The organism is Streptomyces sp. M41(2017), from assembly GCF_002078175.1.
Taxonomy (GTDB): domain Bacteria; phylum Actinomycetota; class Actinomycetes; order Streptomycetales; family Streptomycetaceae; genus Streptomyces.
This window is the reverse complement of the sequence record NZ_MWFK01000001.1, coordinates 1,086,529-1,109,039: the sequence shown is the minus strand read 5'-3', so window position 1 is coordinate 1,109,039 and position 22,511 is coordinate 1,086,529. Positions and strand designations below refer to the sequence as shown.

The following is a 22,511-nucleotide window of genomic DNA, read 5'->3' as shown; positions in this document are numbered from 1 at the left end:
AGGGCTACGCCTTGGTCGTGTCCTCCACGTCCTCCTCCGGTTCCCGCCCCGGCGTCTTCAGGTCGAACTTCGTGATCGCGAACCGGAAGATCGTGTAGTACACGGCCGCGAAGCACAGCCCGATCGGCACGATCGCCCACGGCTTCGTCGCCAGGTTCCAGTTGATGACGTAGTCGATCAGACCCGCCGAGAAACTGAAGCCGTCGTGCACGCCCAGACCCCACGTCACCGCCATCGAGACGCCGGTGAGGATCGCGTGCACCACGTACAGCAGCGGCGCGATGAACAGGAACGAGTACTCCAGCGGCTCCGTGATGCCGGTGACGAACGACGTCAGCGCCACCGACAGCATCAGACCGCCCACCTCCTTGCGGCGATGCGGCTTCGCGCAGTGCGTGATCGCCAGCGCCGCCGCGGGCAGCGCGAACATCATGATCGGGAAGAAGCCCGAGGTGAACTGCCCCGCGTTCGGGTCGCCCGCCAGGAACATGTTGATGTCACCGTGCACGACCTCCCCGTCCGGCTTGGTGTAGCTGCCGAACTGGAACCAGATGGGCACGTTCAGGAACTGGTGCAGGCCGATCACCAGCAGCGCCCGGTTGGCCAGGCCGAACACGCCCGCGCCCCACGCGCCCAACCCGACCAGCCAGTCGCTGAAGTTCTCCAGCGCGTCACCGATCGGCGGCCACACCCACACGCACAACGAGGCGAACAGGATCGCCACGAACGCCATGATGATCGGCACCAGCCGGCGCCCGTTGAAGAAGCCGAGCCAGTCCACCAGCTTCGTACGGTGGAACCGCTGCCAGAAGTACGCCGACAGCAGCCCGATCACGATGCCGCCGAACACCCCGGGGTTCTGGTAGGTGAACTCGATGACGGAGTTGTCCTCCAGCTGACAGCCCAGCTTGATCGCCGTGCTGCCTCCCGGGCAGTCCTCCGGAAACGCGCGCAGCACGCTGTAGTAGACGAGGAACCCCACCACCGCCGCGAGCGCCGTCGAACCGTCCGACTTCTTCGCCATGCCGATGGCCACGCCCACACAGAACAGCATGGGCAGACCGAGCTGACCGTCGAGCAGCGCGCCGCCCGCCGCTCCCATCACCTTCGAGACGTTGTCCCAGCCGAGCCCGTCCGCCCCGAACACGTCCGGCTGGCCCAGCCGGTTGAGGATGCCGGCGGCAGGCAGTACGGCGATCGGCAGCTGAAGACTCCGGCCCATCTTCTGCAGACCCTGGAAGGCCTTGTTCCAGCGGTTGCGCGCAGGTGAGACGGCACTCACGGCACTCATGGGCGTCCTCCGGGCCGGGCCGGTTTGGCGACTGCCCGTCAACTGGTGTAGACCAGTTGACGACGCGTCGCTCTGTCGTGCTCGCCATCATTCGGCACCCACGACACGACCGCTCGCGAAGATGGGCCAACTGTGGGTTACTGCGACAAAGCGGTTCTGATCAGGGAGTACGACATGGCCACGAAGGCTGAGAAGATCGTCGCCGGGCTCGGCGGCATCGACAACATCGAAGAAGTCGAGGGCTGCATCACCCGCCTGCGCACCGAGGTCCACGACGCCTCGCTGGTCGACGAAGCCGCCCTCAAGGCCGCGGGCGCCCACGGCGTCGTCAAGATGGGCACGGCCATCCAGGTCGTCATCGGCACCGACGCGGACCCCATCGCCGGCGAGATCGAAGACATGATGTGAGCACCCGGACCCGCTGAGGCGCGAGCCGCTCTCGCTCCCCGCGAGCGGCGCCCCGCCCCGGCCGACCCGGCTCACCCTTGAGGGGCTGCTTCCGTCACCGGCGGACAGCCCCTCACCCGTGTGCCGATAGGCTCAGCCGCATGTCTCGCATCGACGGCCGCACCCCCGAACAGCTGCGCCCCATCACCATCCAGCGTGGCTGGAGCAAGCACGCCGAGGGCTCCGTCCTCGTCTCCTTCGGCGACACCAAGGTCTTCTGCACGGCCTCCGTCACCGAAGGCGTCCCCCGCTGGCGCAAGGGCAGCGGCGAGGGCTGGGTCACCGCGGAGTACTCCATGCTGCCCCGCGCCACCAACACCCGCGGCGACCGCGAGTCCGTCCGCGGCAAGATCGGCGGCCGCACTCACGAGATCAGCCGCCTCATCGGCCGCTCCCTGCGCGCCGTCATCGACTACAAGGCGCTCGGCGAGAACACCATCGTCCTCGACTGCGACGTCCTCCAGGCCGACGGCGGCACCCGCACCGCGGCCATCACCGGCGCCTACGTAGCCCTCGCCGACGCCGTCACCTGGGCCCAGGGCAAGAAACTCATCAAGGCCGGCCGCAAGCCCCTCACCGGCACCGTCTCCGCCGTCTCCGTCGGCATCGTCGGGGGCGTCCCCCTCCTCGACCTCTGCTACGAGGAGGACGTGAAGGCCGACACCGACATGAACGTCGTGTGCACCGGCGACGGCCGCTTCGTCGAGGTCCAGGGCACCGCCGAGGCCGAGCCCTTCGACCGCAAGGAACTCAACGCCCTCCTCGACCTCGCCGTCGCCGGCTGCGACGAACTCGCCGCCGTCCAGCGCGCGGTACTCGAATCGACCGGTGAGGCAACCGCGCGTTAACTCCACGCGTTCTAAGGGGTACGGGCGCACGGTCCAGCCGTGCGCCCGCCGGCCACGTCAGGCGGATCGGGACGACCCCACCGCGGGACGCACCGGCCGCCGACGCGGCCGAACGCCATCATGCCCACGGGGAGGGACCGTTCCATGGCCGCGCGCCACCGCACTCGTCGCCGTACCGCCGCACTCGCCGTCACCGCCGCACTCGTCGTCCTGCCGGCGGCCGTCGGCTGCGACGCCGTCAACAAGGCGCTCGACTGCGTGCAGACCGCCGACTCGATAGCCGACAGCGTCACCGACCTCCAACAGGCGGTCGAGAACGCGGCCAACGATCCGTCGCAGACCGACGCCTCCCTCAACTCGATCGAGAACAACCTCGACAACATCGGCGACAAGACCGACAACGCCGACGTCAACAAGGCGGTCGACAACCTGAACAAGGCCGTCGCCAACGTCCGCACCGCCGTACGGAACGGCGACGACACCCCCGACATCAGCCCCGTCACGGACGCGGCGGGCGAACTGACGAAGGTCTGCACGCCGTAGCGCCGCCCGGGACGGCACGGGGACCGGACCGCCGCAGCCCGCGGGACCGGACACCCGTCCCGCGGCCGCGGCCCGCTCGGAGATACTGGCGGGCATGACCCGCCTGATCCTCGCCACCCGCAACGCCGGCAAGCTCACCGAACTGAAGGCGATCCTCGCCGACGCAGGCATCACGCACGACCTCGTCGGCGCGGACGCCTATCCCGAGATCCCCGACGTCAAGGAAACCGGCGTCACCTTCGCCGAGAACGCCCTGCTGAAGGCCCACGCCCTCGCCCGCGCGACCGGGCTGCCCGCCGTCGCCGACGACTCGGGCCTGTGCGTCGACGTCCTGAACGGCGCCCCCGGAATCTTCTCCGCACGCTGGGCCGGCCGGCACGGCGACGACCAGGCCAACCTGGACCTGCTCCTCGCCCAGCTCTCCGACATCGACGCCCCGCACCGCGGCGCCCACTTCGCCTGCGCGGCGGCACTCGCCCTGCCGGACGGAACGGAACGCGTCGTCGAGGGCAGGCTCCTCGGCACCCTCCGCGCCACCCCGTCCGGCACCCACGGCTTCGGCTACGACCCGATCCTCCAGCCCGAGGGCGACACCCGCACCTGCGCGGAACTCACCCCCGCGGAAAAGAACGTCATCAGCCACCGAGGCAAGGCGTTCCGCGAACTGGTACCGGTGGTACGGGAACTGCTGGGTTGACGTGAACGAGCGTGGGCCCCGTCCTCGGCGGACGGGGCCCATGGCTTTTCGGCAGTGCGGCCGGTGGGACTCGAACCCACACGGGTGTGAACCCACTGGGACCTAAACCCAGCATGACTGCCAATTCCATCACGGCCGCTCGCAACGGTCCTGACCTTCGAACCGGCGGCGTTCAGTCTACGGGGACACGTCGGCCGACGAGAGATGTCCTCCCCTTACGACGGCACCATGACTCCGTCAACGCGTGGCAGTTCGGACACAGGTAGCGCAAGTTCTCCGCCCGGTTGTCCAACCAGTCGCCGCTGACGTGGTCGATCTGGAGAGTGATCGGCCGGTCCATCCAGATCCCGGGGTTCCCGCAAGAGGCGCACGCGTACGGCACGCCCAGTTCCTGGAGTGCGGAATGCAGCCGGGCCCGGTTGGGGCGTACCGATCCCACGGGAAGGACCACCAGTACCCTCTCCGCCACCGGTGCCCGCTCCCTCAGAGGTGTGGCACCCCACGCACGTCGCCGGAAGTGACGCGTGTCGAGGCCCAGTTGGGCGACCTTACGGCGGACACGGCGGTGGTTGGTGTCGTTCACGTCGAGACCCAGCGCACGCATCACGTCCGCGTAACTCGTCGCGGTCGGTACGGCTGCGCGCAGCGCGTCCTCGGGGATCGACAGGCGGGCGTTGCGGAAGTGGGAGGTGTCGACGTCCAGCTCCCGGAGCATCCGTCCGAGCGCGGCTCTGGAGCGGCTGTCGTCAGGGACGCCGAGTGTCCTGGCGGTGCCCCGGATACTGGCGGCGGACGCGGCAGCGGCCCGCACCTCGTCCGGCGTGAAGGGCAGGTCGAGGCGCGCGCGGTCGATGCCCGGGAAATGTCGGACGTCGATGCCGGCGGCTTCGATGCGGCGCCGGATATGCGCGAGGGTCCCGGTCGCCGGGGTCGCCCCCAGTTTGAGGACGACGTCGCGCAGGGTCGTGGACGACGCCACCGCTTCGGCGATCGCGGCGTCCGGGTAGCGGGACCAGGGGCTGCGCCGCCTGAAGTGGCTGGTGTCGATGCCGTAGGCCGCCACCCGCTCCTGGAGCACGCGCCGCCGGCCTCCGCTTGGCCGGAATCCCAGACGGCGCATGAGTTCGTTCCAGGTGTGCGACTGACCGACGGCCGCGATCAGAGCGTCTCGGTCGTACTCGTTCGGCAAGGCCAAGCCCCCGTCCCCGGTCGCATGTTCGCAACCTCGAACGAATCAACGAGCAGCTCATCGGACGGTCACGCCCGACACGGGCCCGGCGTCCGCCCGATGCCCGGAACTCAATGCCCCGACGTCATCTTCAGCCCCACCACCGCCACCAGCAGCAGGCCGATGAAGAAGATGCGGGCCGCTGTGGCCGGTTCGCCGAGGAGGAGCATGCCGAGGACGGCGGCGCCGGCCGCGCCGATGCCGACCCAGACGCCGTAGGCCGTGCCGATGGGGAGGGTCTTCGCGGCGTACGAGAGGAGGACCATGCTGGCGACGATTCCCGCGCCGGTGAGCACGCTCGGGACCAGGCGGGTGAAACCGTCGGTGTACTTCATTCCGATCGACCAGCCCACTTCGAGCAGACCGGCGACGAGCAGCAGAACCCAGGCCACGGGGAACCTCCGGGAGACAGGACGACGGATGGACCGAAGTGCGTCGTCTTTGCCCTTGTCCCGGTACGGCGCGTCTCGTCGGGGGTGTTTCCACCGTAGCAAAAGAATGCGGAAGGGGCTGGTGACCATGGTCACCAGCCCCTTCGAGCGGGATTCGCCCCTACAAATACAGGCCCGTCGAGTCCTCGGACCCCTCGAACCGGTCCGCGGCCACGGCGTGCAGGTCCCGCTCGCGCATCAGCACGTAGGCGATCCCGCGCACCTCGACCTCGGCGCGGTCCTCGGGGTCGTACAGGACCCGGTCGCCCGGTTCGACCGTACGGACGTTCTGGCCCACCGCGACGACGTCGGCCCAGGCAAGACGGCGGCCGACGGCCGCCGTCGCGGGGATCAGGATGCCGCCGCCCGAACGCCGCTCGCCCTCGGCGGCGTCCTGCCGCACGAGCACACGGTCGTGCAGCATCCGGATGGGCAACTTGTCGTCGTGGGTGTTGTGCTGTTCCCGATTGGCGCTCACGCCCAGAACCTACCTGTCCCCGAGCCGTCCGTAGCCGGGCGGGTCAGCGCTTGCCCCGCCGCGTGCCCAGCACGAGCAGCCCGACGACGCCGACCGCCAGCAGGGCCGCCGGCACGATGCGCTCCAGCCGGGGCGCACCCTCCTCGGTGACGAACTGCCCCTTCACATCACCGACGACGCGGTTCACGCCGACGTAGGCGCGTCCCAGCGTGTGGTCGATGTTGGAGGCGACCTTGGCCTTGGCGTCTCCGACGATCGTCTTGGGGTGGACCCGCACGCCGATCTCGTCGAGCGTGTCGGCGAGCGTTGCGCGGCGGTTCTTGATGTCCGCCTCGATCTGCGCCGGAGTCCTGGTATCCGACGTGTCCGACGTATCCGACACCGCGCTGCCTCCGTGGTCGTGTTGTGACTGTCTGGTTCGGACAGTCTGTCAGCTCCTGCTGCGCCGCACCCCTCGGCACCCCCCATTACGCTCGTTCCGTATCCATTCCATCCCCTTGGCCACGTGAGGTTCCGATGAGCGAGCGACTGCAGCCCGGCGACACCGCCCCCGCCTTCACCCTGCCCGACGCCGACGGCAAGGACGTCTCCCTGGCGGACCACAAGGGCCGCAAGGTCATCGTCTACTTCTACCCGGCCGCCCTCACCCCGGGCTGCACGAAGCAGGCGTGCGACTTCACGGACAACCTCGACGTGCTGGCGAGCGCCGGTTACGACGTCATCGGTGTCTCCCCGGACAAGCCGGAGAAGCTCGCCAAGTTCCGCGAGAAGGAGAACCTGAAGGTCACGCTGGTCGGGGACACCGACAAGTCGGTCCTGGAGGCGTACGGCGCCTTCGGCGAGAAGAAGCTGTACGGCAAGACGGTCGTCGGCGTCATCCGGTCCACCGTGGTGGTGGACGAGGAGGGCAAGGTCGAGCAGGCCTTCTACAACGTGAAGGCGACCGGGCACGTGGCGAAGATCATCAAGGACCTGGGGATCTGACCCGTTCGCCGATGGCCGGTGCGGATCGGTGTTCCGTGCTGTTCGGCGTTCCGTGCGGTTCGGTGTTCCGTGCGGTTCGGCGCGCGGAGGCGCCCCCCTTCCGGGGCTGTCTCGGCGCGCCGCCCGGCCCGTCAGGGTTTTCTGGAGGTGAGCGGGTTCAGCGGGCCCTCGCCCGCGATGGTGCCCGTTCCGCCGTCCGTGGCCCCGCCGTCGGTGCCGCCGTCCGTGGTGGACCCGGTGGTGCCGCCGTCGGTGGTGCCCCCGCCGTCGCCGCCGCCGGTGCCGTTCGTAGCGCCACCCCCGGTGTCGGCGCCGCCGTTGGTCTGGCCCTGGTTCTGACCCGCGGTCTGCCCCTGGGTCTGGCCGTTGGTCCGGCCCGGTGACTGGCTGGCGCCCTGTGTCTGTCCCTGGTCCTGGCCCGGCGTCTGCTGCCCGCCGTCGGTGGTGCCGCCGTCGTCGCCCCCGGTGCTGTCCGGCTCGCTGGGTTCGAAGGAGGGGACGTCCTCCTGTTCCTCGGCGCCCGGCTGGAGCCGGAGGTCGAAGTCGGACGCGTCGGTGCCGTCGAGGGCGTCCTTGGTGAACTGGGCCCAGATCTGGGCGGGGTAGCCGCCGCCGTTGATGCGGGCCTGGCCGAGCGCGCCGTACAGGGACTTGTGGGCGCCGGTCTCGGGGTCCTGGCCCATCACGGAGACGACGGTGGCGAGGTCGGGGGTGTAGCCCGCGAACCAGGCGGCCGTGTCCTCCTCGGCGGTGCCGGTCTTGCCCGCGGCGGGCCGGTCGGCGGCCTGCGCGGCCTGCCCGGTGCCGCCGTCGACGACGCTCTGCAGCATGGACGTCGTCGTGTCGGCGGCCTCGCGGCTCACCGCCTGGGTGGTCTGTTCCTTCGGCAGCTCCACGTCGTCCTCACCGTCCTTGGTGATCTTCTCGACGAGGGAGTACGTGCCGTGCCTGCCGTGGTTGGCGAGCGTGGCGTACGCCTCCGTCATGTCGAGGACGCTGGCGGTGGCCGGGCCCAGGGCGATGGAGGGGGACGCCGTCAGGTCGGGGGTGTTCGCCGGCAGGCCGAGCGCGACGGCGGTCTTCTCCACCTTGGCGGGGCCGACGTCGACGGCCATCTGCGCGTACACCGAGTTGACCGACTTGTCGGTGGCGGTGCGGACGGTGATGTCGCCGTACGAGACGCCGTCCTCGTTCTCCGGGGCGTAGGTGCCGCCGTTCCAGCCCTGCACCGGGCGCTTGTCGGTGCCGTCGTAGACGGTGTTCGGGGTGATCATGCGGCCGTCCTGGGTCGTGGAGAAGTTCTGCACGGCCGAGGTGAAGACGAACGGCTTGAAGGTGGAGCCGACCTGGTAGTCGCGGCGGGTCGCGTTGTTCACGTACTGCTTGGTGTAGTCGATGCCGCCGTACATCGCGCGGACCTTGCCGCTGGACGGGTCGATGGCGACGCCGCCGGCCCGGACGTACGAGTCGACCTTGCGGTTCTTCTTGTCGAGCCGGTCCATGACCTGGTCGTTCACTGCCTTCACGAAGGCGTCCTGCTTGGGCTTCTGCAGGGTGGTCGTGATGCGGTAGCCGCCGGTGGTCAGGGTGTCCTCGTCGAGGATCTTGTTCGAGGTCAGATAGTCGTTGACGGCCTGGACGAGGTAGCCGCGCTGGCCGGACATGCCCGCCGATCCCTTGGCCTGCTTGGGCGGCTCGAAGGTGACCCGGGCGCGCGCCGGCTGCGTCAGCCACTTCTTCTTGACCATGCCGTCGAGGACGTAGTTCCAGCGGGCGAGCGCCGCCGCCTTGTTCTCGGGGTGGGCGATCACGTCGAACTCGCTGGGCGCGTTGAGCAGCGCGGCGAGGTAGGCGCCCTGGGCGACGGTCAGGTTCTGCGCGTCGACGCCGTAGTAGGCCTGCGCGGCGGCCTGGATGCCGTAGGCGTTGCGGCCGTAGTAGCTGGTGTTGAGGTAGCCCTCGAGGATGTCGTCCTTGCTCTTCTCCCGGTCCAGCTTGATCGAGATGAAGAACTCCTTGATCTTGCGGGTGACCGTCTGTTCCTGGCCCAGGTAGTAGTTCTTCACGTACTGCTGGGTGATGGTCGAGCCGGACTGCTTGCCCTTGCCGGTGGCCGTGTTCCAGCCCGCGCGGATCATCGCCTTGGGATCGATGGCGGACTCGGTGTAGAAGTCCCGGTCCTCGGCGGCGAGGGTGGCGTGCTGGGCGTCCTTGGAGATCCGCGCGAGGGACACGTTCTCCCGGTTGACGTCGCCGTCGCGGGCGAGCTGGCTGCCGTCGGCGTACAGATAGACGTTGCTCTGCTTGGTCGCCGCGGCGTTCGCCGGCGGGATCTTGACGAGGTAGTAGCCGAGCGCGAAGAGGCCGACCACGACGAGGATCAGGCACACGAGGGTGCCCAGCACCATCCGCCAGGTCGGGATGAGCCGGCGCCAGCCGGTCCGCTTCCGCTTCTCCTTCCGCTTCGCGCCGGGCTCGCCCGGTCCCGCCGCGGGTCCGCCGGCCGGGCGGGGGCCCGGTTCCGGTTCCCTGGGTGCCCAGCCCTGGTCGTTCCGCTGCGGCTGCGGCTCGTCACTCATCTGTTCGCCGGACTCCTGTTTCACGTCGTACGTCGCCGTACGACCTCTTACGCCTCATACGCCTGGTGCGCCCCTCTTGAAGACTGTCGCACCCTGCGTTTCGTTCCCTGATCCCGGCACGCGTCGCGCCGGAAAATGCCTGGCGGCGGGCGCGAGGCCGGGGCTAGGCTCCTGCGCTTTGGCTCAACTTGGCTCAACGCGCGGAAGGAGGACGGGTTGTGGGCACGGCGCGGTTGTACGCGTCCGTCGCGGCGGGCGGCTTCCGGCGGTACGCCACCTATCGGGTCGCCACGGCCGCGGGGGTCTTCACGAACACCGTCTTCGGGCTGATCCTCGCCTACATCTTCATCGCCCTGTGGGACACCAGGCCGCACCTCGGGGGCTACGACCAGGCCCAGGCGCTCAGCTACGTGTGGCTGAGCCAGGCGCTGCTGATGGTGGTCGCGGTGATGGGCGGCGGCTTCGAGGACGAGCTGATCGAGCGCATCCGTACGGGTGACATCGCGATCGACCTGTACCGGCCGGCGGACCTGCAGCTGTGGTGGCTCGCGCAGGACATGGGACGGGCGCTGTTCCACCTGCTGGGCCGCGGGATGGTCCCGCTGGCCTTCGGGGCGCTCTTCTTCGACCTGGCGCTGCCCGCCGATCCGCTGACCTGGCTCGCCTTCCTGGTCGCGGTCACGCTCGGGGTGGTCGTCGGGTTCTCGATCCGCTTCCTGGTGGCGCTGTCGGCGTTCTGGCTGCTCGACGGCGCGGGTGTCTCGCAGCTCACCATGATCGCCGGGGTGTTCTGCTCGGGGATGCTGCTGCCGCTGAACGTGTTCCCGGGCACGCTCGGCGAGGTCGTACGGGCCCTGCCGTGGTCGTCGCTGATCCAGGCACCCGTGGACGTCCTGCTCGGCACGGCCGACCCGCTCGGCACGTACGCGTTCCAGGCCGCCTGGGCGCTCGCCCTGCTCACCGCGGGGCGGCTGCTCCAGTCGGCGGCGACCCGGAGGGTGGTGGTGCAGGGTGGCTGACCCCGTGGAGGAGAAGGTGCTGGAGCGGGCGCCCGGCGTGAGCGGGGCACCGCGGTGGGCGGCGGAGCCCTTCGCGCGGCAGGGGCCGTACGAGCGGCTGTGCGACGGGCTGCGCGCCTACCGGCTGATCACGGCGATGTGGATGCGCTCGACGATGGCCTACCGGGCGTCGTTCGCGATGACCGCGCTCGGGAACTTCGCCGCGACCGCCCTGGACTTCGTGGCGATCCTGCTGATGTTCTCGCAGGTCGACCGGATCGGCGGCTACGGACTGCCCGAGGTGGCCTTCCTGTACGGAGTGGCCGGCACCGCCTTCGGGCTCGCCGACCTCGCGCTCGGCTCGATGGACCGGCTCGGGCGGCGGGTCCGCGACGGCACGCTCGACACCCTGCTGGTGCGGCCGGCGCCCGTCCTCGCGCAGGTCGCCGCCGACCGGTTCGCGCTGCGCCGCCTCGGCCGCATCGTCCAGGGCCTGCTCGTCCTCGGCTACGCCCTCGTCGTCCTCGACATCCAGTGGACGCCGCTCAAGGTGCTGCTGGTCCCGGTGATGCTGCTCAGCGGCGGCGTGATCTTCTCGGCGGTGTTCGTGGCGGGCGCGGCCTTCCAGTTCGTCGCGCAGGACGCCTCCGAGGTGCAGAACTCCTTCACCTACGGGGGCAGCACGCTCCTGCAGTACCCGCCGACCGTCTTCGCCAAGGACATGGTGCGCGGGGTGACCTTCGTGCTCCCGCTCGCCTTCGTCAACTGGCTGCCCGCGCTGTACGTGCTGGGGCGGCCGTATCCGCTCGACCTGCCGGCGTGGGTCGCGTTCACACCACCACTCGTGGCGGCGCTCTGCTGCGCGCTCGCCGGGATCGCCTGGCGCGCGGGGCTGCGCGCCTACCGCAGTACGGGAAGTTAGACGTGAGGGGAACGGGCGTGGCCATCACCGAGGACGGCGGACCCACCGGTCCGGACAGCGCACCGGCGGGCCGGGGCGGCGGGCCCACGGGTCCGGGCGCGGGCTTCATCGAGCTGGACGGCGTCGAGAAGGTCTTCGACGTGCGCAAGCGGACGGGTTTCCTGCGCAGTGAGCGGCGGCAGGTGCGGGCGGTCGACTCGATCTCGTTCAGCGTGCCGCGCGGCGAGATGGTCGGCTACATCGGGCCGAACGGCGCCGGCAAGTCGACGACCATCAAGATGCTGACCGGCATCCTCACCCCGAGCGGCGGCCGGCTGCGCGTCGCGGGGCTGGACCCGTCCCGGGAGCGGACCCGGCTGGCCCGCCGGATCGGGGTGGTGTTCGGGCAGCGCACGACGCTGTGGTGGGACCTTCCGCTGATCGACTCCTACCGGCTGATGCACCGCATGTACCGCATCCCCGACGCGCGGTACCGGGAGAACCTCGACCGCTGCGTCGAACTCCTCGAACTCGGCGCCCTGTTGGACGTTCCCGTGCGGCAGCTGTCGCTCGGCCAGCGGATGCGCGGCGACATCGCGGCGGCGCTGCTGCACGACCCGGAGGTGCTCTACCTGGACGAGCCGACCATCGGGCTCGACGTGATCAGCAAGGCGCGGGTACGGGAGTTCCTGCGGGACCTGAACGCGGACCGCGGCACGACCGTCCTGCTCACCACGCACGACCTGACCGACATCGAGCAGCTGTGCCGCCGCGTGATGGTCATCGACCACGGGCGGCTGATGTACGACGGTCCGCTGGCCGGGCTGCACGAGGTGGGGGAGAGCGAGCGGACCCTGGTCGTCGATCTGGAGCGCGAACTCCCGCCGATCGAGGTGGAGTCGGCGCGGGTCGTGAAGGTGGAGGGGCCGCGCCAGTGGCTGGCGTTCCCCGCGGCGCTCTCGGCGGCTCCGCTGGTGGCGCGGATCGCGGCGGAGTACCCGCTCGTGGACCTCTCGGTGCGGGAGCCGGACATCGAGGCCGTGATCAGCCGCATGTACGCGGAGAAAGCGGTCTCATGACGTCTCTCGTGAGCCGGGCCCTCAGGCGTGTCCAAGGCGGCGAGCGGCATGGCGAGCGGGCCGGGGAACTCGTAGGCTGCTGTCCATGACGGACGACGAACTCCCGGGGCTGCGCGCCTCCGACGCCGATCGTGAACGGGTCGCCGAGCAGCTGAGGGACGCCCTCGCCGAAGGCCGCCTCGACATGGAGGAGTTCGAGGAGCGGCTGGAGGCGACGTACAAGGCCCGTACCTACGGTGAGTTGACGCCGATCACCCGCGATCTGCCGGGTGCGGCGGTCGCCGCCCCGATCTCCATGGTCAAGCAGCCGGTGGACGACGGCAGTTGGGGTTCGCGGATCGTGGGCGGCGAGGGTTCCTCGTCGTGGGGCGTGGCCGTGCTGTCCGGGTTCGAGCGCAAGGGCCGCTGGACGGTGCCGCGCCGCTTCAACTCCTTCGCCTTCATGGGCGGCGGTGAGATCGACCTGCGCGAGGCGAACTTCGCGGACCGCGAGGTCGTCGTCAACTGCGTCGCGGTCATGGGCGGGATGAACGTCATCGTGCCGCCGGGCGTCGAGGTCGTCGTCCGCGGTATCGGCATCATGGGCGGCTTCGACCACCGCGAGGAGGGCCGGCCGGGCGATCCCGGGGCACCCCGGGTGATCGTCACGGGCTTCGCCTTCTGGGGCGGCGTCGGTGTGGAGCGCAAGCTCACCCGCGCCGAGCGCCAGCGCCAGCGGGAGGAGCGCCGCCAGGAGAAGCTGGAGCGGCGTGCGGCCCGCAAGGAGCTCCAGGGGTCGCAGGGCGGCCGCCTCGGTGACGTGTTCGACGTTCTCGACGACGCGCGGGACCTGATCCGCGACCGGCACGAGGACCATCACGAGTACCGCGACGAGCGGGAGCAGGAGCGCCGCGAACGCCACGAGGAGCGCCGGGACCGTCACCGGGAGCGCCGCGAGGACCGCCACCGCCGGCACTTCGGCGACTACTGAACTCCCGCGGCCTCCGGGTCCGTCGAGGGGGGCCGCGGCTGCCGTGAGTCCTGGAGCCGGGATGTCCTCGGCGTCCCTGGTGTCCTCGTGGACGGCCGCGGCGCGCCCGCTGTCGCGAGCGCGCCGGTGGGCGTGAGGGGCCGGATCACAGCTCCGCCGGAGCCGAACCCTTCAGCTGCTGCAGGTCGAACACCTCGGCCATCCGCCGGAAGCCCCGGTCGCTCGGGTGGAGATGGTCCCCCGAGTCGTAGTCGGTCCGCAGCCGGCGCGGGTTGTACGGGTCGCGCAGGGCCGCGTCGAAGTCGACGACGGCGTCGTACACCTTCCCCGCGCGGATCTCGGCGTTCACGGCCTCACGGACGGCCTCCCGCTGGGGGGTGTAGCCCCGGTGGCCCTGGAAGGGCATCAGGGTGGCGCCGACGACCCGCAGGCCGCGGGCGTGCGCCTGCCGGACCAGGGTCCGCAGGCCCGCCGTGATGGTGCGCGGGTCGACCTGCCTCGGGTTGCGCAGGATGTCGTTGACGCCCAGGTCGATGACGACGGCCTTGACGTTCGTACGGTCGAGGACGTCCCGCCCGAAGCGGCTCAGCCCGCTGGGGTTGTCGGCGGGACGGCCGAGGCCCGCGGCGAGGATCTGGTTGCCGCTGATGCCCTGGTTCACGACGCTGTAGCGGGGCGTCTCACCGGTCCCGGCCGAGGCGCGCAGCCGCTCCGCGAGGACGTCCGGCCAGCGCCGGTTGGCCCCCACGGTGGAGGTGACGCCGTCGGTGAGCGAGTCACCGAGGACGACGACCGTGCCCGTCGCCTCGTCGCTCAGCACGTCGACCGCCGTCAGATAACGCCAGTACGGCGTCTGCTCGGTGTACGAGGTGCCGCTCACGTCCTCCGTACGGTCGCCCTGCGCGACGTACGAGAGCTGGCGTGCCATCGGGTGGTAGGTGACCGGTCCGGACGGCGTCGGCGAGTACGTCGTCACGAGGAGGTCCGCGCCGCGCGGGATGCGTACCCGGACGGCGTCGCTCATGACCTGACCGCCCGCCGGGATGACGACGGCCGTCGCGCCGCCGAAGGTGAGGCGGCGCATGGTGTCGGCCGCGGCGGCGGCGTTGTTGTCGGTCGCGGCGACCGCGATCGTGGCGTGCGCGAGGGCCAGCGGCTGCTGTCCGTAGAGATTGGACAGCGTGATGCGGGCGCCCGTGCCCCCGACGGCCGCGTGCACGACGTTGCGCACGGAGCGGCCGGCCATGCCGTCGGTCTCGGTGCCGGGCTCCGCTCCGGCCGGGGACGCCGACCAGGCGCCGACCCAGGTTCCGGTGGACGCGGGCGCGGCGGAGTTGTGCGACGTGCGCCCGGCGGCGACGTCGGTCCGGGTGCCGCTGCCGTCGTCGGCGGCGACACCGATGTAGATGGCCCCCGAAAGGACCACGACCACGGCGAGAACCGCGGCGAGCAGGGCATAACCGTGACGCTTGGTCATGCGGTGCGTCTCTCCTCGAAACGATGGGAGCGAAATGCTCCGATGTGATCACCCCATGATGCGGCATGGGCCCGGAGGAGCACCGACGCACCCCCCTTTGGGTCCCACCGGTCGAATCCCCATCCGAACAGACGCCGGGAACTCGTGTGCCGTTCCAGTAGTCGGTCAAGAAGAGAGGGGAAAGAGACAATATTTACGGGGTGGGTCGGGTTCTGTGGACGGGTGGAGTGAATGGAACGCACGAAATCGGGCGAACCGGACGGCATGGAGCATGCCCGCCCCGGGGGCACCACGAACACCACGGCGCCCGCCGCGCCGCCGGGCCGCGCGATGAACACCTTCAGCGCCTCCGACATCGAGAAACGGCGCGGAGTGCGCCGGATGAAGGCGACCGCCACCGGCCTGCTGCTCCTCGTCGCCCTGGTGTACGTGCTGGCGAAGTGGGCCTCGCACGAGGGTGCGGGCGCCTGGGCCGACTATGTCGCGGCTGCCGCGGAGGCGGGCATGGTCGGCGCGATGGCCGACTGGTTCGCCGTCACCGCCCTCTTCCGGCACCCGCTCGGCCTGCCCATCCCGCACACCGCGATCATCCCCACCAAGAAGGACCAGCTGGGCGTCTCGCTCGGCGAGTTCGTCGGTGAGAACTTCCTCTCCGAGGAGGTCGTACGCCAGCGCCTGCGGGCCGTCGGCATCGGCAGCAGGCTGGGCGTCTGGCTCGCGGACCCCGAGCACGCGGACCGGGTGACCGCCGAGCTGGCCGCCGCCCTGCGCGGCGCGCTGACCGTGCTGCGGGACTCGGACGTGCAGGCCGTGGTCGGCGAGGCCATCACCCGGCGCGCCGACGCCCAGGAGATCGGGCCCGGCATCGGCAAGATGCTGGAGCGGGTCGTCGCGGACGGCGGGCACCGGCGGGTCGTCGACCTCGTGGTCAGCCGCGCCCACGACTGGCTGGTCTTCCACGACGAGCAGGTCATGGACGCCGTGCAGGGCGGCGCCCCCGGCTGGACGCCCCGCTTCGTCGACAAGAAGGTCGGCGAGCGCGTCTACCGGGAGCTGCTCCGCTTCGTCACCGAGATGCGCGACTCCCCGGCCCACCCGGCCCGCGGCGCCCTCGACCGCTTCCTCACCGACTTCGCCTCCGACCTGCAGTCCGACACGGAGACCCGGGCCCGCGTGGAGCGACTCAAGGGCGAGGTGCTCGGCCGCGGCGAGGTCCAGGACCTGATCGCGTCCGCCTGGACCGCCGTCCGGTCGATGATCGTCTCCGCGGCGGAGGACGAGCGCAGTGAACTGCGGCTGCGGGTGCGGGCCTCCCTGCTCTCCCTCGGCGCCCGCATGGCCACCGAGCCCAAGCTGCAGGCCAAGGTCGACGGCTGGGTGGAGGGCGCCGCGGTGTACGTGGTGACGACGTACCGCACGGAGATCACCTCGCTCATCACCGACACGGTCGCCGGCTGGGACGCCGAACACACGACGAAGAAGATCGAGGCGAACATCGGTCGCGACCTGCAGTTCATCCGGATCAACGGCACGGTGGTCGGCTCGCTCGTCGGCCTGCTGATCTACACGGTGTCCCAGGCGCTGGGGGCCTGACCGGGGCGGCGACGGCGGGGGCGTAAGCGGGCGGAGATCGGGGAACACGTGCGGAGTTCGCTCGACGGAGAGGGACCCCATGACCGCACCCGCCTCGCCGGCCCCCACGCCCGCGTCCACCGGCACCATCACGACCAGCGTGCCCGCCCGGCTGGACCGGCTGCCGTGGTCCCGCTGGCACTGGATGATCGTGATCGGCCTCGGCACCGTCTGGATCCTGGACGGCCTGGAAGTCACCACCGTCGGCAACATCGCGGGCCGTCTCTCCGAGGAGGGCAGCGGTCTCTCCATCACCTCGGCGCAGGTCACCGGTATCGCGGCGGCGCTCTACGTGGCCGGGTCCTGCGCGGGCGCCCTGTTCTTCGGCTGGCTGACCGACCGCTACGGCCGCAAGAAACTGTTCATGGTCACCCTGGTGGTCTATCTCGCCTCCACCGCCCTGACCGCGCTGTCCTTCGACGCCTGGTGGTTCTTCACCTTCCGCTTCCTCACCGGCTTCGGCATCGGCGGCGAGTACGCGGCCATCAACTCGGCGATCGACGAGCTCATCCCGTCCAAGTTCCGCGGCCGGGTGGACCTCATCATCAACGGCAGCTACTGGCTCGGCGCGATCGGCGGCGCCCTGCTGTCGATCCTCATGCTGAACACGGACATCTTCCCGAAGGACCTCGGCTGGCGGCTCACCTTCGCCCTCGGCGTCGTGCTCGGCCTGGTGATCCTGCTGGTCAGGCGACACGTCCCGGAGAGCCCCCGCTGGCAGTTCATCCACGGCCAGGGCGAGGCGGCGGACGAACTGGTCACCTCCGTCGAGGAGGAGGTGGAGAAGGAGACGGGCAAGGATCTGCCGCCGCCCGCGGGCGAGATCACCATCGAGCAGCGCAAGAGCATCGGCTTCGGGATCATCGCCCGGACCGTCTTCGCCCGCTACCCGAAGCGCGCCGTGCTCGGTCTCGCCCTCTTCATCGGCCAGGCGTTCCTCTACAACGCCATCACCTTCGGCTTCGGCGCCATCCTCACCAAGTTCTTCGACGTCCCCACGGGCGGCACCGGCTACTACTTCGCGGTCATCGCCGCCGGCAACTTCCTCGGCCCGCTGCTCCTCGGCAAGCTCTTCGACACCGTCGGCCGCCGGGTCATGATCTCCTCGACGTACCTGCTCTCCGGTGTCCTCCTGTTCGGCACCGCCTGGCTGTTCGACCAGGGCTCGCTCAACGCCGTGACGATGACCGCCTGCTGGTGCGTGGTGCTGTTCTTCGCCTCCGCCGGCGCCTCCAGCGCCTACCTGACCGTCTCCGAGATCTTCCCCATGGAGACCCGGGCCATGGCCATCGCCTTCTTCTACGCCATCGGCACCGCCGCCGGCGGCATCAGCGGCCCGCTGGTCTTCGCCGACCTCACCGAGTCCGGCGTCGTCGGCGACACGGTGCTCGCCTTCCAGATCGGCGCCGGCCTGATGTGCGCCGCCGGTCTGGTCGCCGTGTTCTTCGCCGTCAACGCCGAGCGCCGCGGACTCGAGGACATCGCCGCCCCCCTGTCGACGGCCCCCTCCAGCACCGGCACGACGTCCTCGACCCCGTCGACGCCCGCCGACTGAGTCCGGTGCGGGGCCCTTCCGAGTTTCCGGTTCTGAGTACGCGTACTCTGTCGGGCCCCCGCCGCGCACGTAACCCTCGTACGCATGACCGAGAAGCTGCTCCGCCCCCTGCGAACGCGCCCCTGGCCGGAACGCTGGCTGACGCGCGTGCTCGGCGCCGCCCTCTCCGGCGCGGCGTACCTCCTGTGCCTCCCGTGGGACCTGCGCAACCGCCCCGCGGCACCGGGTTCCACGCCGGAGACCACCCCGGTGACCGGCACGGGCGTCCTCGCCCTCGCCGTCTGCCTGCTGCTCCTGGCCGCCTACGTCGGCCACCGCGACGCTCTCGCCTGGCCCTTGCTGCTCGTCGCGGCCCCACCGGCGGCCCTGCTGTACGTGTCCCTGCGCACGCATCCCGGAGTGCCCGACGGCTTCGTCGACGCCTGGCCGCTCACCTGGGCGTTCTTCACGCTGATCGGCGCGTCGGGTGTCCTGGTCGTGGCTGCGGTGGCCCGTCGGTTCAGGACAGACTGGACGGAGCCGGCCGACCTCGACGAGTGGATGGTGCTCGCCCACGCCCACCGTTCGTGACGCCGGCGGGCAGGGTGAGGCCGTACAGGGCACGGCCGGACAGGGCACGGGCGGACAGGGGTGCGGGCGGACAGGGTGTCCGGACCGCGGGACGCCACGCCCGCCCAACTCGCCATCGCACGCCACCACGCCCCGCCCAGCCGTCAGGAGGCACCACCGATGACCGTCCGCCGGATCGTCCCCGACTTCCAGGTCCCCTCCGAGCAGGACATGACGACGAACCGCGACTTCTACGGCCTCCTCGGCTTCGAGGAGGTCATGAACCAGGGCTGGGTCATGACCCTCGCCTCCCCGGCCAACCCCACCGCCCAGATCAGCTTCCTCACCGAGGAACGCACCGCGCCCGTCGTCCCCGACCTGAGCGTGGAGGTCGAGGACGTCGACGCCGTGTACGCGCAGGTCCTCGCATCGGGCGCGGAGATCGTGCGGGACCTGCGGGACGAGGAATGGGGCGTACGACGGTTCTTCGTCCGCGATCCGAACGGGCGGGTGGTGAACGTGCTGGGGCACCGGACCTGAGGGGGGCCACCGGGACAGCCCGAGCTCACCGCGACCGCCCGGGCCCACCGGATTCACCGGGTGTCACGGGGCGTGGAAGTACCGCGTCCCCTTCTCGATGAAGTACGAGGCGTAGACGCGGCCGAGGGCCGGCTTGCCGCGGTACATCCCCACGTACTGGCGCGCGCTGTCGACGACGACGGGCCGCGTCATACAGGCGAACTTGACCCGCTGCTGCGCCTCGGCCCACTGCACGGCCGCCGGATCGACCCGGTCGCTGACCAGCACAGGGAAGGCGCCGACGCCGTTCTGGAGGCCGACGGGCAGACCGCCCTTGGTGTCCTTGGCGTACTGCATCACCTGCTCGGTGAAGGCGGCGACGACGGGCACGGTTATCTCCGGGACCGCCGCGGCCACGGTGAACAGATGCAGCTTCGTGGCCATCCAGCTCATCCGGAACTCGGCCCGCCGCCCGACGAGCACGGGCACCCCGGCCCAGTCCTCCCACCGCGTGGCGCATCCGTCCTCGGTCAACCGTCCCTGCACGAAGGCCAGGTAGGCGCCGGGCGCCGACTGATGTTGCTGCTGTGCGTCCATGCGCGGATCCTAGGCCGCTGCCCGGCGCCGATCGTCAGGCCCCTGTCGTGGACCCGGGGCGGATGATCATCAGGACCGTGACGGTGGCCCACAGCAGGTTGAAGATCCCGGTGACCATGGCGAGCCGAACGGTGGCCGCACGGGCGGCCGTTGCCCGCTCTCCCGGTGCCTCCTCCACCACCGCTCCGTCCCCCTCGGCCGTCTCCAGGACGGCGCTCTGGCGGGGCAGCACGAGCAGGGCGAGCACGCCGGCCGCGAGCGCGGTCAGCACGATGGAGACGATCAGCCAGGTGTCGCCGAGCACGCCCATGTTGCTCGCCGTGGCGAACCCGAACACGGGGACGGCGACGCCGACGACGGCGTACACACGACAGATGCGGTGCAGCAGCCGCGTGGTCGCGAGGGCGTCGGCATCGCCCGGCGCACCGAAGGCCCGGCGCGCGGCCGGCGGGAACATGCTCGCGGCGACGGTCACGGGCCCGACGGCGACGATCGCGGCGATGACATGGACGGCGAGGAGGAACTTGGTCACGGGGCGAGGGTAGGAGCCGGGAGGGATCTTGCAGAAGTGGCGCTTTTGCCAGAGGGCAACAGATTCTGGCCAGCACTCCTGCCAGGTTGGAGAGCAGGGCGGCTGAGCAGGCGGACCGGCTTCCTGGCCTGGGCGAGGGCACGGCTCGCGAGCCACGGGACCCGACGGAAGGTCGGCGCCGGAAGGGGTCGGGGTCAGGGGCAATCGTTCAATCGTCCGGGGGTGACGGGAGACGGGAACCCGTCGTATGCCTAGGCTCCAGCCATGCACACCGTGGCCGTACTGGCGCTCGACCAGGTCATCCCGTTCGACCTCTCCGCCCCGATCGACACCTTCGGCTGGGCCAGACTGCCCGACGGCCGGCCCGCGTACCGGACCCGTGTCTGCTCGGTCACGCCGGGCGCGGAGGTGAGCGCGGGTGCCTTCACGCTGCGCGCGCCGTACGGCCTGGACGCGCTGGCGGAGGCCGACACGATCGTCCTGCCGGGGCGGTCCGACCTGTCACTGCCCCTCCCGCCGGGCGTCGCGGAGGCGCTGCGCGCGGCCGCCGCGAACGGCACCCGGATCGCGTCTGTCTGCGTCGGGGCGTTCGTCTTCGCGGCCACGGGCCTCCTGGACGGTCTGCGCGCGACGACGCACTGGCGGGCGGCGGCGGAACTGGCGGCCCGCCACCCGGCGGTGACCGTCGACCCGAACGTCCTCTACGTCGACAACGGTCAGTTCCTGACATCGGCGGGCGCGGCGGCGGCCCTGGACATGTGCCTGCACATGATCCGGGGCGACCACGGCTCGGCAGTCGCGGCCGACGCGGCACGGCTGTCGGTCATGCCCCTCGAACGAGAGGGCGGACAGGCCCAGTTCATCGTCCACGCGCAGCCACCGGCACCGGCGGGCACGACGATGGAACCGCTCCTCGCCTGGCTGGAGGAGAACGCGGAACGCGAACTGACCCTGGAGGACATCGCCGTCGAGGCCGGCACGAGCACCCGCACCCTCAACCGCCGATTCCGCGAACAGACCGGCACGACGCCCTTGCAGTGGCTGCACCTGGCCCGGGTCCGCCGCGCCCAGTACCTCCTGGAGACGACCAGCCACCCGGTCGAACGCATCGCGACCCAAGCGGGCTTCGGCTCCCCGACGGCGTTCCGGGAACGCTTCAAGCGGGTGGTCGGCACGAGCCCCCAGGCGTACCGGCGGGCTTTCCGGGGGGAGAGGGCGGCCTGACCGGCCCCTCGGCCCGCGCTCAGCCCCGACGGTCGGAGACGGCCCAGGAGGCGAGCGCCACGGCTCCGGCGACACCGAAGACGGCGGGCCAGGCGCCCACCTTCTTGGCCAGCGGATGCGACCCGGCGAAGGCGGCGACGTAGGTGGCGGTCAGCACCCCGGCGGCCTTCCCACCGGCCTGCCGCTTCCACTGCTGCGCGGCGGCGGCCCCGGCGGCGGCCAGCACGACCCCGCCGAGCTCCCGCCTCCGGGTCCACCGGGCAACCCCGTACCCCCCGACAAGCCCCCCTGCGGCCACCACCGCGGCCGGTACCTTCGCCATGACTGCCTCCTGCTGCTGCCCACACCGCCGCAATGCCGATCGCCGCGCGGCTGTCGATCGAGACCGAGGCTAACGCGGGCGCAAGATCGCGTCGAAGGGTGTCGGCCTTCCCTTCTTGTCAGTGGCATCCGTTCAGCGGGCAGCCGCGCTCATTGAGGAGTACCGGCGGATGGCCGGTACGGCCTCGCTGGTGGTGCCGGCCTATGCCGCGCTGGAGGAATCGGCGACCGAGGCCATCGCAGATCTGCTCCACTGGCTCGCCGAGTAGGGCCGAGACCCGGACGACGTGCTTGACCGGGCTCAGACCCGATACGAGTCAGACGTCGAGGCGGCGTGAGGCCCGGATACGACAGATCTGGCAGATCCGCGAATCAAGTCCCGCAGTGGATCGGGAGTGCGCCAGAATCCTTCTAGGGAGTTCCTGCGACATGCGTGGTGACGTTTCGTATACGGGCAGGCATGCTCCGCGATCCTGCTCACGGTGTGCCTGGGATGCGGACGGGCCATCCCCGGCGGAGCTTGATGCGGCTAGGTTGCGGGGCGGCTTGCGGAGGATCGCGCCTCGTCTAGTTCCTCGCCTCGCTTGTATCGTACGAGCATTCGAAATTGCCATGCAGTTGGTAGCCAAGG

At 70.6% G+C, this 22,511-nt stretch carries 25 protein-coding genes, 1 tRNA gene and 1 riboswitch; of the genes, 15 read left to right on the top strand and 11 right to left on the bottom strand.

Features of this window, described 5'->3' with window-relative positions:
- Nucleotides 1-4 precede the first annotated feature (4 nt).
- Nucleotides 5-1,291, bottom strand: coding sequence for a PTS transporter subunit EIIC (locus B0675_RS04920; RefSeq protein WP_081217501.1), 1,287 nt, complete (start codon nucleotides 1,289-1,291; stop codon nucleotides 5-7).
- Nucleotides 1,292-1,465: 174 nt separating this feature from the next.
- On the opposite strand from B0675_RS04920, the gene B0675_RS04915 reads away from it, so the two are divergent.
- From B0675_RS04915 to rdgB, 4 genes are all read left to right on the top strand, one after another.
- On the top strand, nucleotides 1,466-1,699 hold the full coding sequence (locus B0675_RS04915; protein ID WP_069920430.1) for a PTS glucose/sucrose transporter subunit IIB: 234 nt from the start codon (nucleotides 1,466-1,468) through the stop codon (nucleotides 1,697-1,699).
- A gap of 140 nt (nucleotides 1,700-1,839) precedes the next feature.
- Nucleotides 1,840-2,586: a ribonuclease PH gene (gene rph, locus B0675_RS04910; protein WP_081217500.1), complete on the top strand. Its 747-nt coding sequence runs from the start codon at nucleotides 1,840-1,842 to the stop codon at nucleotides 2,584-2,586.
- A 144-nt stretch (nucleotides 2,587-2,730) separates the two neighbouring features.
- A complete protein-coding gene (locus tag B0675_RS04905) occupies nucleotides 2,731-3,129 on the top strand; it encodes a hypothetical protein (RefSeq protein ID WP_081217499.1) in 399 nt (132 codons plus the stop codon).
- A gap of 94 nt (nucleotides 3,130-3,223) precedes the next feature.
- Nucleotides 3,224-3,826, top strand: coding sequence for an RdgB/HAM1 family non-canonical purine NTP pyrophosphatase (gene rdgB, locus B0675_RS04900; RefSeq protein WP_081217498.1), 603 nt, complete (start codon nucleotides 3,224-3,226; stop codon nucleotides 3,824-3,826).
- 55 nt (nucleotides 3,827-3,881) lie between these two features.
- Here rdgB and B0675_RS04895 read toward each other — a convergent pair.
- The 5 genes from B0675_RS04895 to B0675_RS04875 all read right to left on the bottom strand — a co-directional run bounded on the left by B0675_RS04895 (nucleotide 3,882) and on the right by B0675_RS04875 (nucleotide 6,345).
- Nucleotides 3,882-3,965: transfer RNA gene (locus tag B0675_RS04895), tRNA-Leu, on the bottom strand.
- Nucleotides 3,966-3,998: 33 nt separating this feature from the next.
- Nucleotides 3,999-5,021, bottom strand: a complete 1,023-nt coding sequence (locus B0675_RS04890; protein WP_241539697.1) for an HNH endonuclease — start codon at nucleotides 5,019-5,021, stop codon at nucleotides 3,999-4,001.
- A 104-nt stretch (nucleotides 5,022-5,125) separates the two neighbouring features.
- Nucleotides 5,126-5,446: a quaternary ammonium compound efflux SMR transporter SugE gene (sugE, locus tag B0675_RS04885; protein ID WP_081217497.1), complete on the bottom strand. Its 321-nt coding sequence runs from the start codon at nucleotides 5,444-5,446 to the stop codon at nucleotides 5,126-5,128.
- 37 nt (nucleotides 5,447-5,483) lie between these two features.
- Nucleotides 5,484-5,551: riboswitch (guanidine-III (ykkC-III) riboswitch) on the bottom strand.
- Between the two features lie 55 nt (nucleotides 5,552-5,606).
- Complete coding sequence (locus B0675_RS04880) at nucleotides 5,607-5,963, bottom strand: co-chaperone GroES (RefSeq protein ID WP_081217496.1); 357 nt, start codon at nucleotides 5,961-5,963, stop codon at nucleotides 5,607-5,609.
- Between the two features lie 43 nt (nucleotides 5,964-6,006).
- Nucleotides 6,007-6,345, bottom strand: a complete 339-nt coding sequence (locus tag B0675_RS04875; protein WP_081217495.1) for a DUF3618 domain-containing protein — start codon at nucleotides 6,343-6,345, stop codon at nucleotides 6,007-6,009.
- Between the two features lie 134 nt (nucleotides 6,346-6,479).
- On the opposite strand from B0675_RS04875, the gene bcp reads away from it, so the two are divergent.
- The gene (gene bcp, locus B0675_RS04870; RefSeq protein WP_081217494.1) at nucleotides 6,480-6,947 is read left to right on the top strand and encodes a thioredoxin-dependent thiol peroxidase; all 468 of its coding nucleotides are present in this window, start codon (nucleotides 6,480-6,482) and stop codon (nucleotides 6,945-6,947) included.
- Nucleotides 6,948-7,078: 131 nt separating this feature from the next.
- Here the strand turns inward: bcp and B0675_RS04865 are convergent, their stop codons facing one another.
- Complete coding sequence (locus tag B0675_RS04865; RefSeq protein WP_081221591.1) at nucleotides 7,079-9,526, bottom strand: transglycosylase domain-containing protein; 2,448 nt, start codon at nucleotides 9,524-9,526, stop codon at nucleotides 7,079-7,081.
- Between the two features lie 218 nt (nucleotides 9,527-9,744).
- Here B0675_RS04865 and B0675_RS04860 point away from each other — a divergent pair, with 218 nt between their 5' ends.
- From B0675_RS04860 to B0675_RS04845, 4 genes are all read left to right on the top strand, one after another.
- Nucleotides 9,745-10,545, top strand: a complete 801-nt coding sequence (locus tag B0675_RS04860; RefSeq protein WP_081217493.1) for an ABC-2 family transporter protein — start codon at nucleotides 9,745-9,747, stop codon at nucleotides 10,543-10,545.
- A gap of 37 nt (nucleotides 10,546-10,582) precedes the next feature.
- Entirely contained in the window at nucleotides 10,583-11,446 is an 864-nt protein-coding gene (locus B0675_RS04855) for an ABC transporter permease (protein ID WP_241539895.1), read from the top strand.
- A 107-nt stretch (nucleotides 11,447-11,553) separates the two neighbouring features.
- Nucleotides 11,554-12,504, top strand: a complete 951-nt coding sequence (locus B0675_RS04850) for an ABC transporter ATP-binding protein (RefSeq protein WP_081221590.1) — start codon at nucleotides 11,554-11,556, stop codon at nucleotides 12,502-12,504.
- An 85-nt stretch (nucleotides 12,505-12,589) separates the two neighbouring features.
- Entirely contained in the window at nucleotides 12,590-13,474 is an 885-nt protein-coding gene (locus B0675_RS04845; RefSeq protein ID WP_081217491.1) for a DUF1707 domain-containing protein, read from the top strand.
- Nucleotides 13,475-13,619: 145 nt separating this feature from the next.
- On the opposite strand, the gene B0675_RS04840 is transcribed toward B0675_RS04845, so the two are convergent.
- Nucleotides 13,620-14,951 carry an SGNH/GDSL hydrolase family protein gene (locus tag B0675_RS04840; protein ID WP_081217490.1) on the bottom strand — a complete coding sequence of 444 codons (1,332 nt, stop codon included), beginning with the start codon at nucleotides 14,949-14,951 and terminating at the stop codon, nucleotides 13,620-13,622.
- Nucleotides 14,952-15,215: 264 nt separating this feature from the next.
- On the opposite strand from B0675_RS04840, the gene B0675_RS04835 reads away from it, so the two are divergent.
- The 4 genes from B0675_RS04835 (at nucleotide 15,216) to B0675_RS04820 (ending at nucleotide 19,227) form a co-directional block, all read left to right on the top strand.
- Nucleotides 15,216-16,544: a DUF445 domain-containing protein gene (locus B0675_RS04835; RefSeq protein WP_241539894.1), complete on the top strand. Its 1,329-nt coding sequence runs from the start codon at nucleotides 15,216-15,218 to the stop codon at nucleotides 16,542-16,544.
- Nucleotides 16,545-16,623: 79 nt separating this feature from the next.
- Nucleotides 16,624-18,138, top strand: a complete 1,515-nt coding sequence (locus B0675_RS04830) for an MFS transporter (protein ID WP_081217488.1) — start codon at nucleotides 16,624-16,626, stop codon at nucleotides 18,136-18,138.
- Nucleotides 18,139-18,222: 84 nt separating this feature from the next.
- Nucleotides 18,223-18,708 (top strand): hypothetical protein, encoded by a 486-nt coding sequence (locus B0675_RS04825; RefSeq protein WP_081217487.1) that lies wholly within the window; start codon nucleotides 18,223-18,225, stop codon nucleotides 18,706-18,708.
- Between the two features lie 159 nt (nucleotides 18,709-18,867).
- Complete coding sequence (locus tag B0675_RS04820; protein ID WP_081217486.1) at nucleotides 18,868-19,227, top strand: VOC family protein; 360 nt, start codon at nucleotides 18,868-18,870, stop codon at nucleotides 19,225-19,227.
- Between the two features lie 63 nt (nucleotides 19,228-19,290).
- On the opposite strand, the gene B0675_RS04815 is transcribed toward B0675_RS04820, so the two are convergent.
- Entirely contained in the window at nucleotides 19,291-19,803 is a 513-nt protein-coding gene (locus B0675_RS04815) for a levansucrase (RefSeq protein ID WP_081217485.1), read from the bottom strand.
- A 34-nt stretch (nucleotides 19,804-19,837) separates the two neighbouring features.
- Nucleotides 19,838-20,335 (bottom strand): DUF2269 family protein, encoded by a 498-nt coding sequence (locus B0675_RS04810; RefSeq protein WP_081217484.1) that lies wholly within the window; start codon nucleotides 20,333-20,335, stop codon nucleotides 19,838-19,840.
- Between the two features lie 264 nt (nucleotides 20,336-20,599).
- Between B0675_RS04810 and B0675_RS04805 the strand changes: the two genes are divergently transcribed.
- Entirely contained in the window at nucleotides 20,600-21,559 is a 960-nt protein-coding gene (locus tag B0675_RS04805) for a helix-turn-helix domain-containing protein (RefSeq protein ID WP_081217483.1), read from the top strand.
- A gap of 19 nt (nucleotides 21,560-21,578) precedes the next feature.
- Here B0675_RS04805 and B0675_RS04800 read toward each other — a convergent pair whose 3' ends face one another.
- The gene (locus B0675_RS04800; RefSeq protein ID WP_081217482.1) at nucleotides 21,579-21,881 is read right to left on the bottom strand and encodes a hypothetical protein; all 303 of its coding nucleotides are present in this window, start codon (nucleotides 21,879-21,881) and stop codon (nucleotides 21,579-21,581) included.
- Between the two features lie 121 nt (nucleotides 21,882-22,002).
- On the opposite strand from B0675_RS04800, the gene B0675_RS41295 reads away from it, so the two are divergent.
- The gene (locus tag B0675_RS41295; RefSeq protein ID WP_179165245.1) at nucleotides 22,003-22,149 is read left to right on the top strand and encodes a hypothetical protein; all 147 of its coding nucleotides are present in this window, start codon (nucleotides 22,003-22,005) and stop codon (nucleotides 22,147-22,149) included.
- The last annotated feature ends 362 nt before the right edge of the window (nucleotides 22,150-22,511 follow it).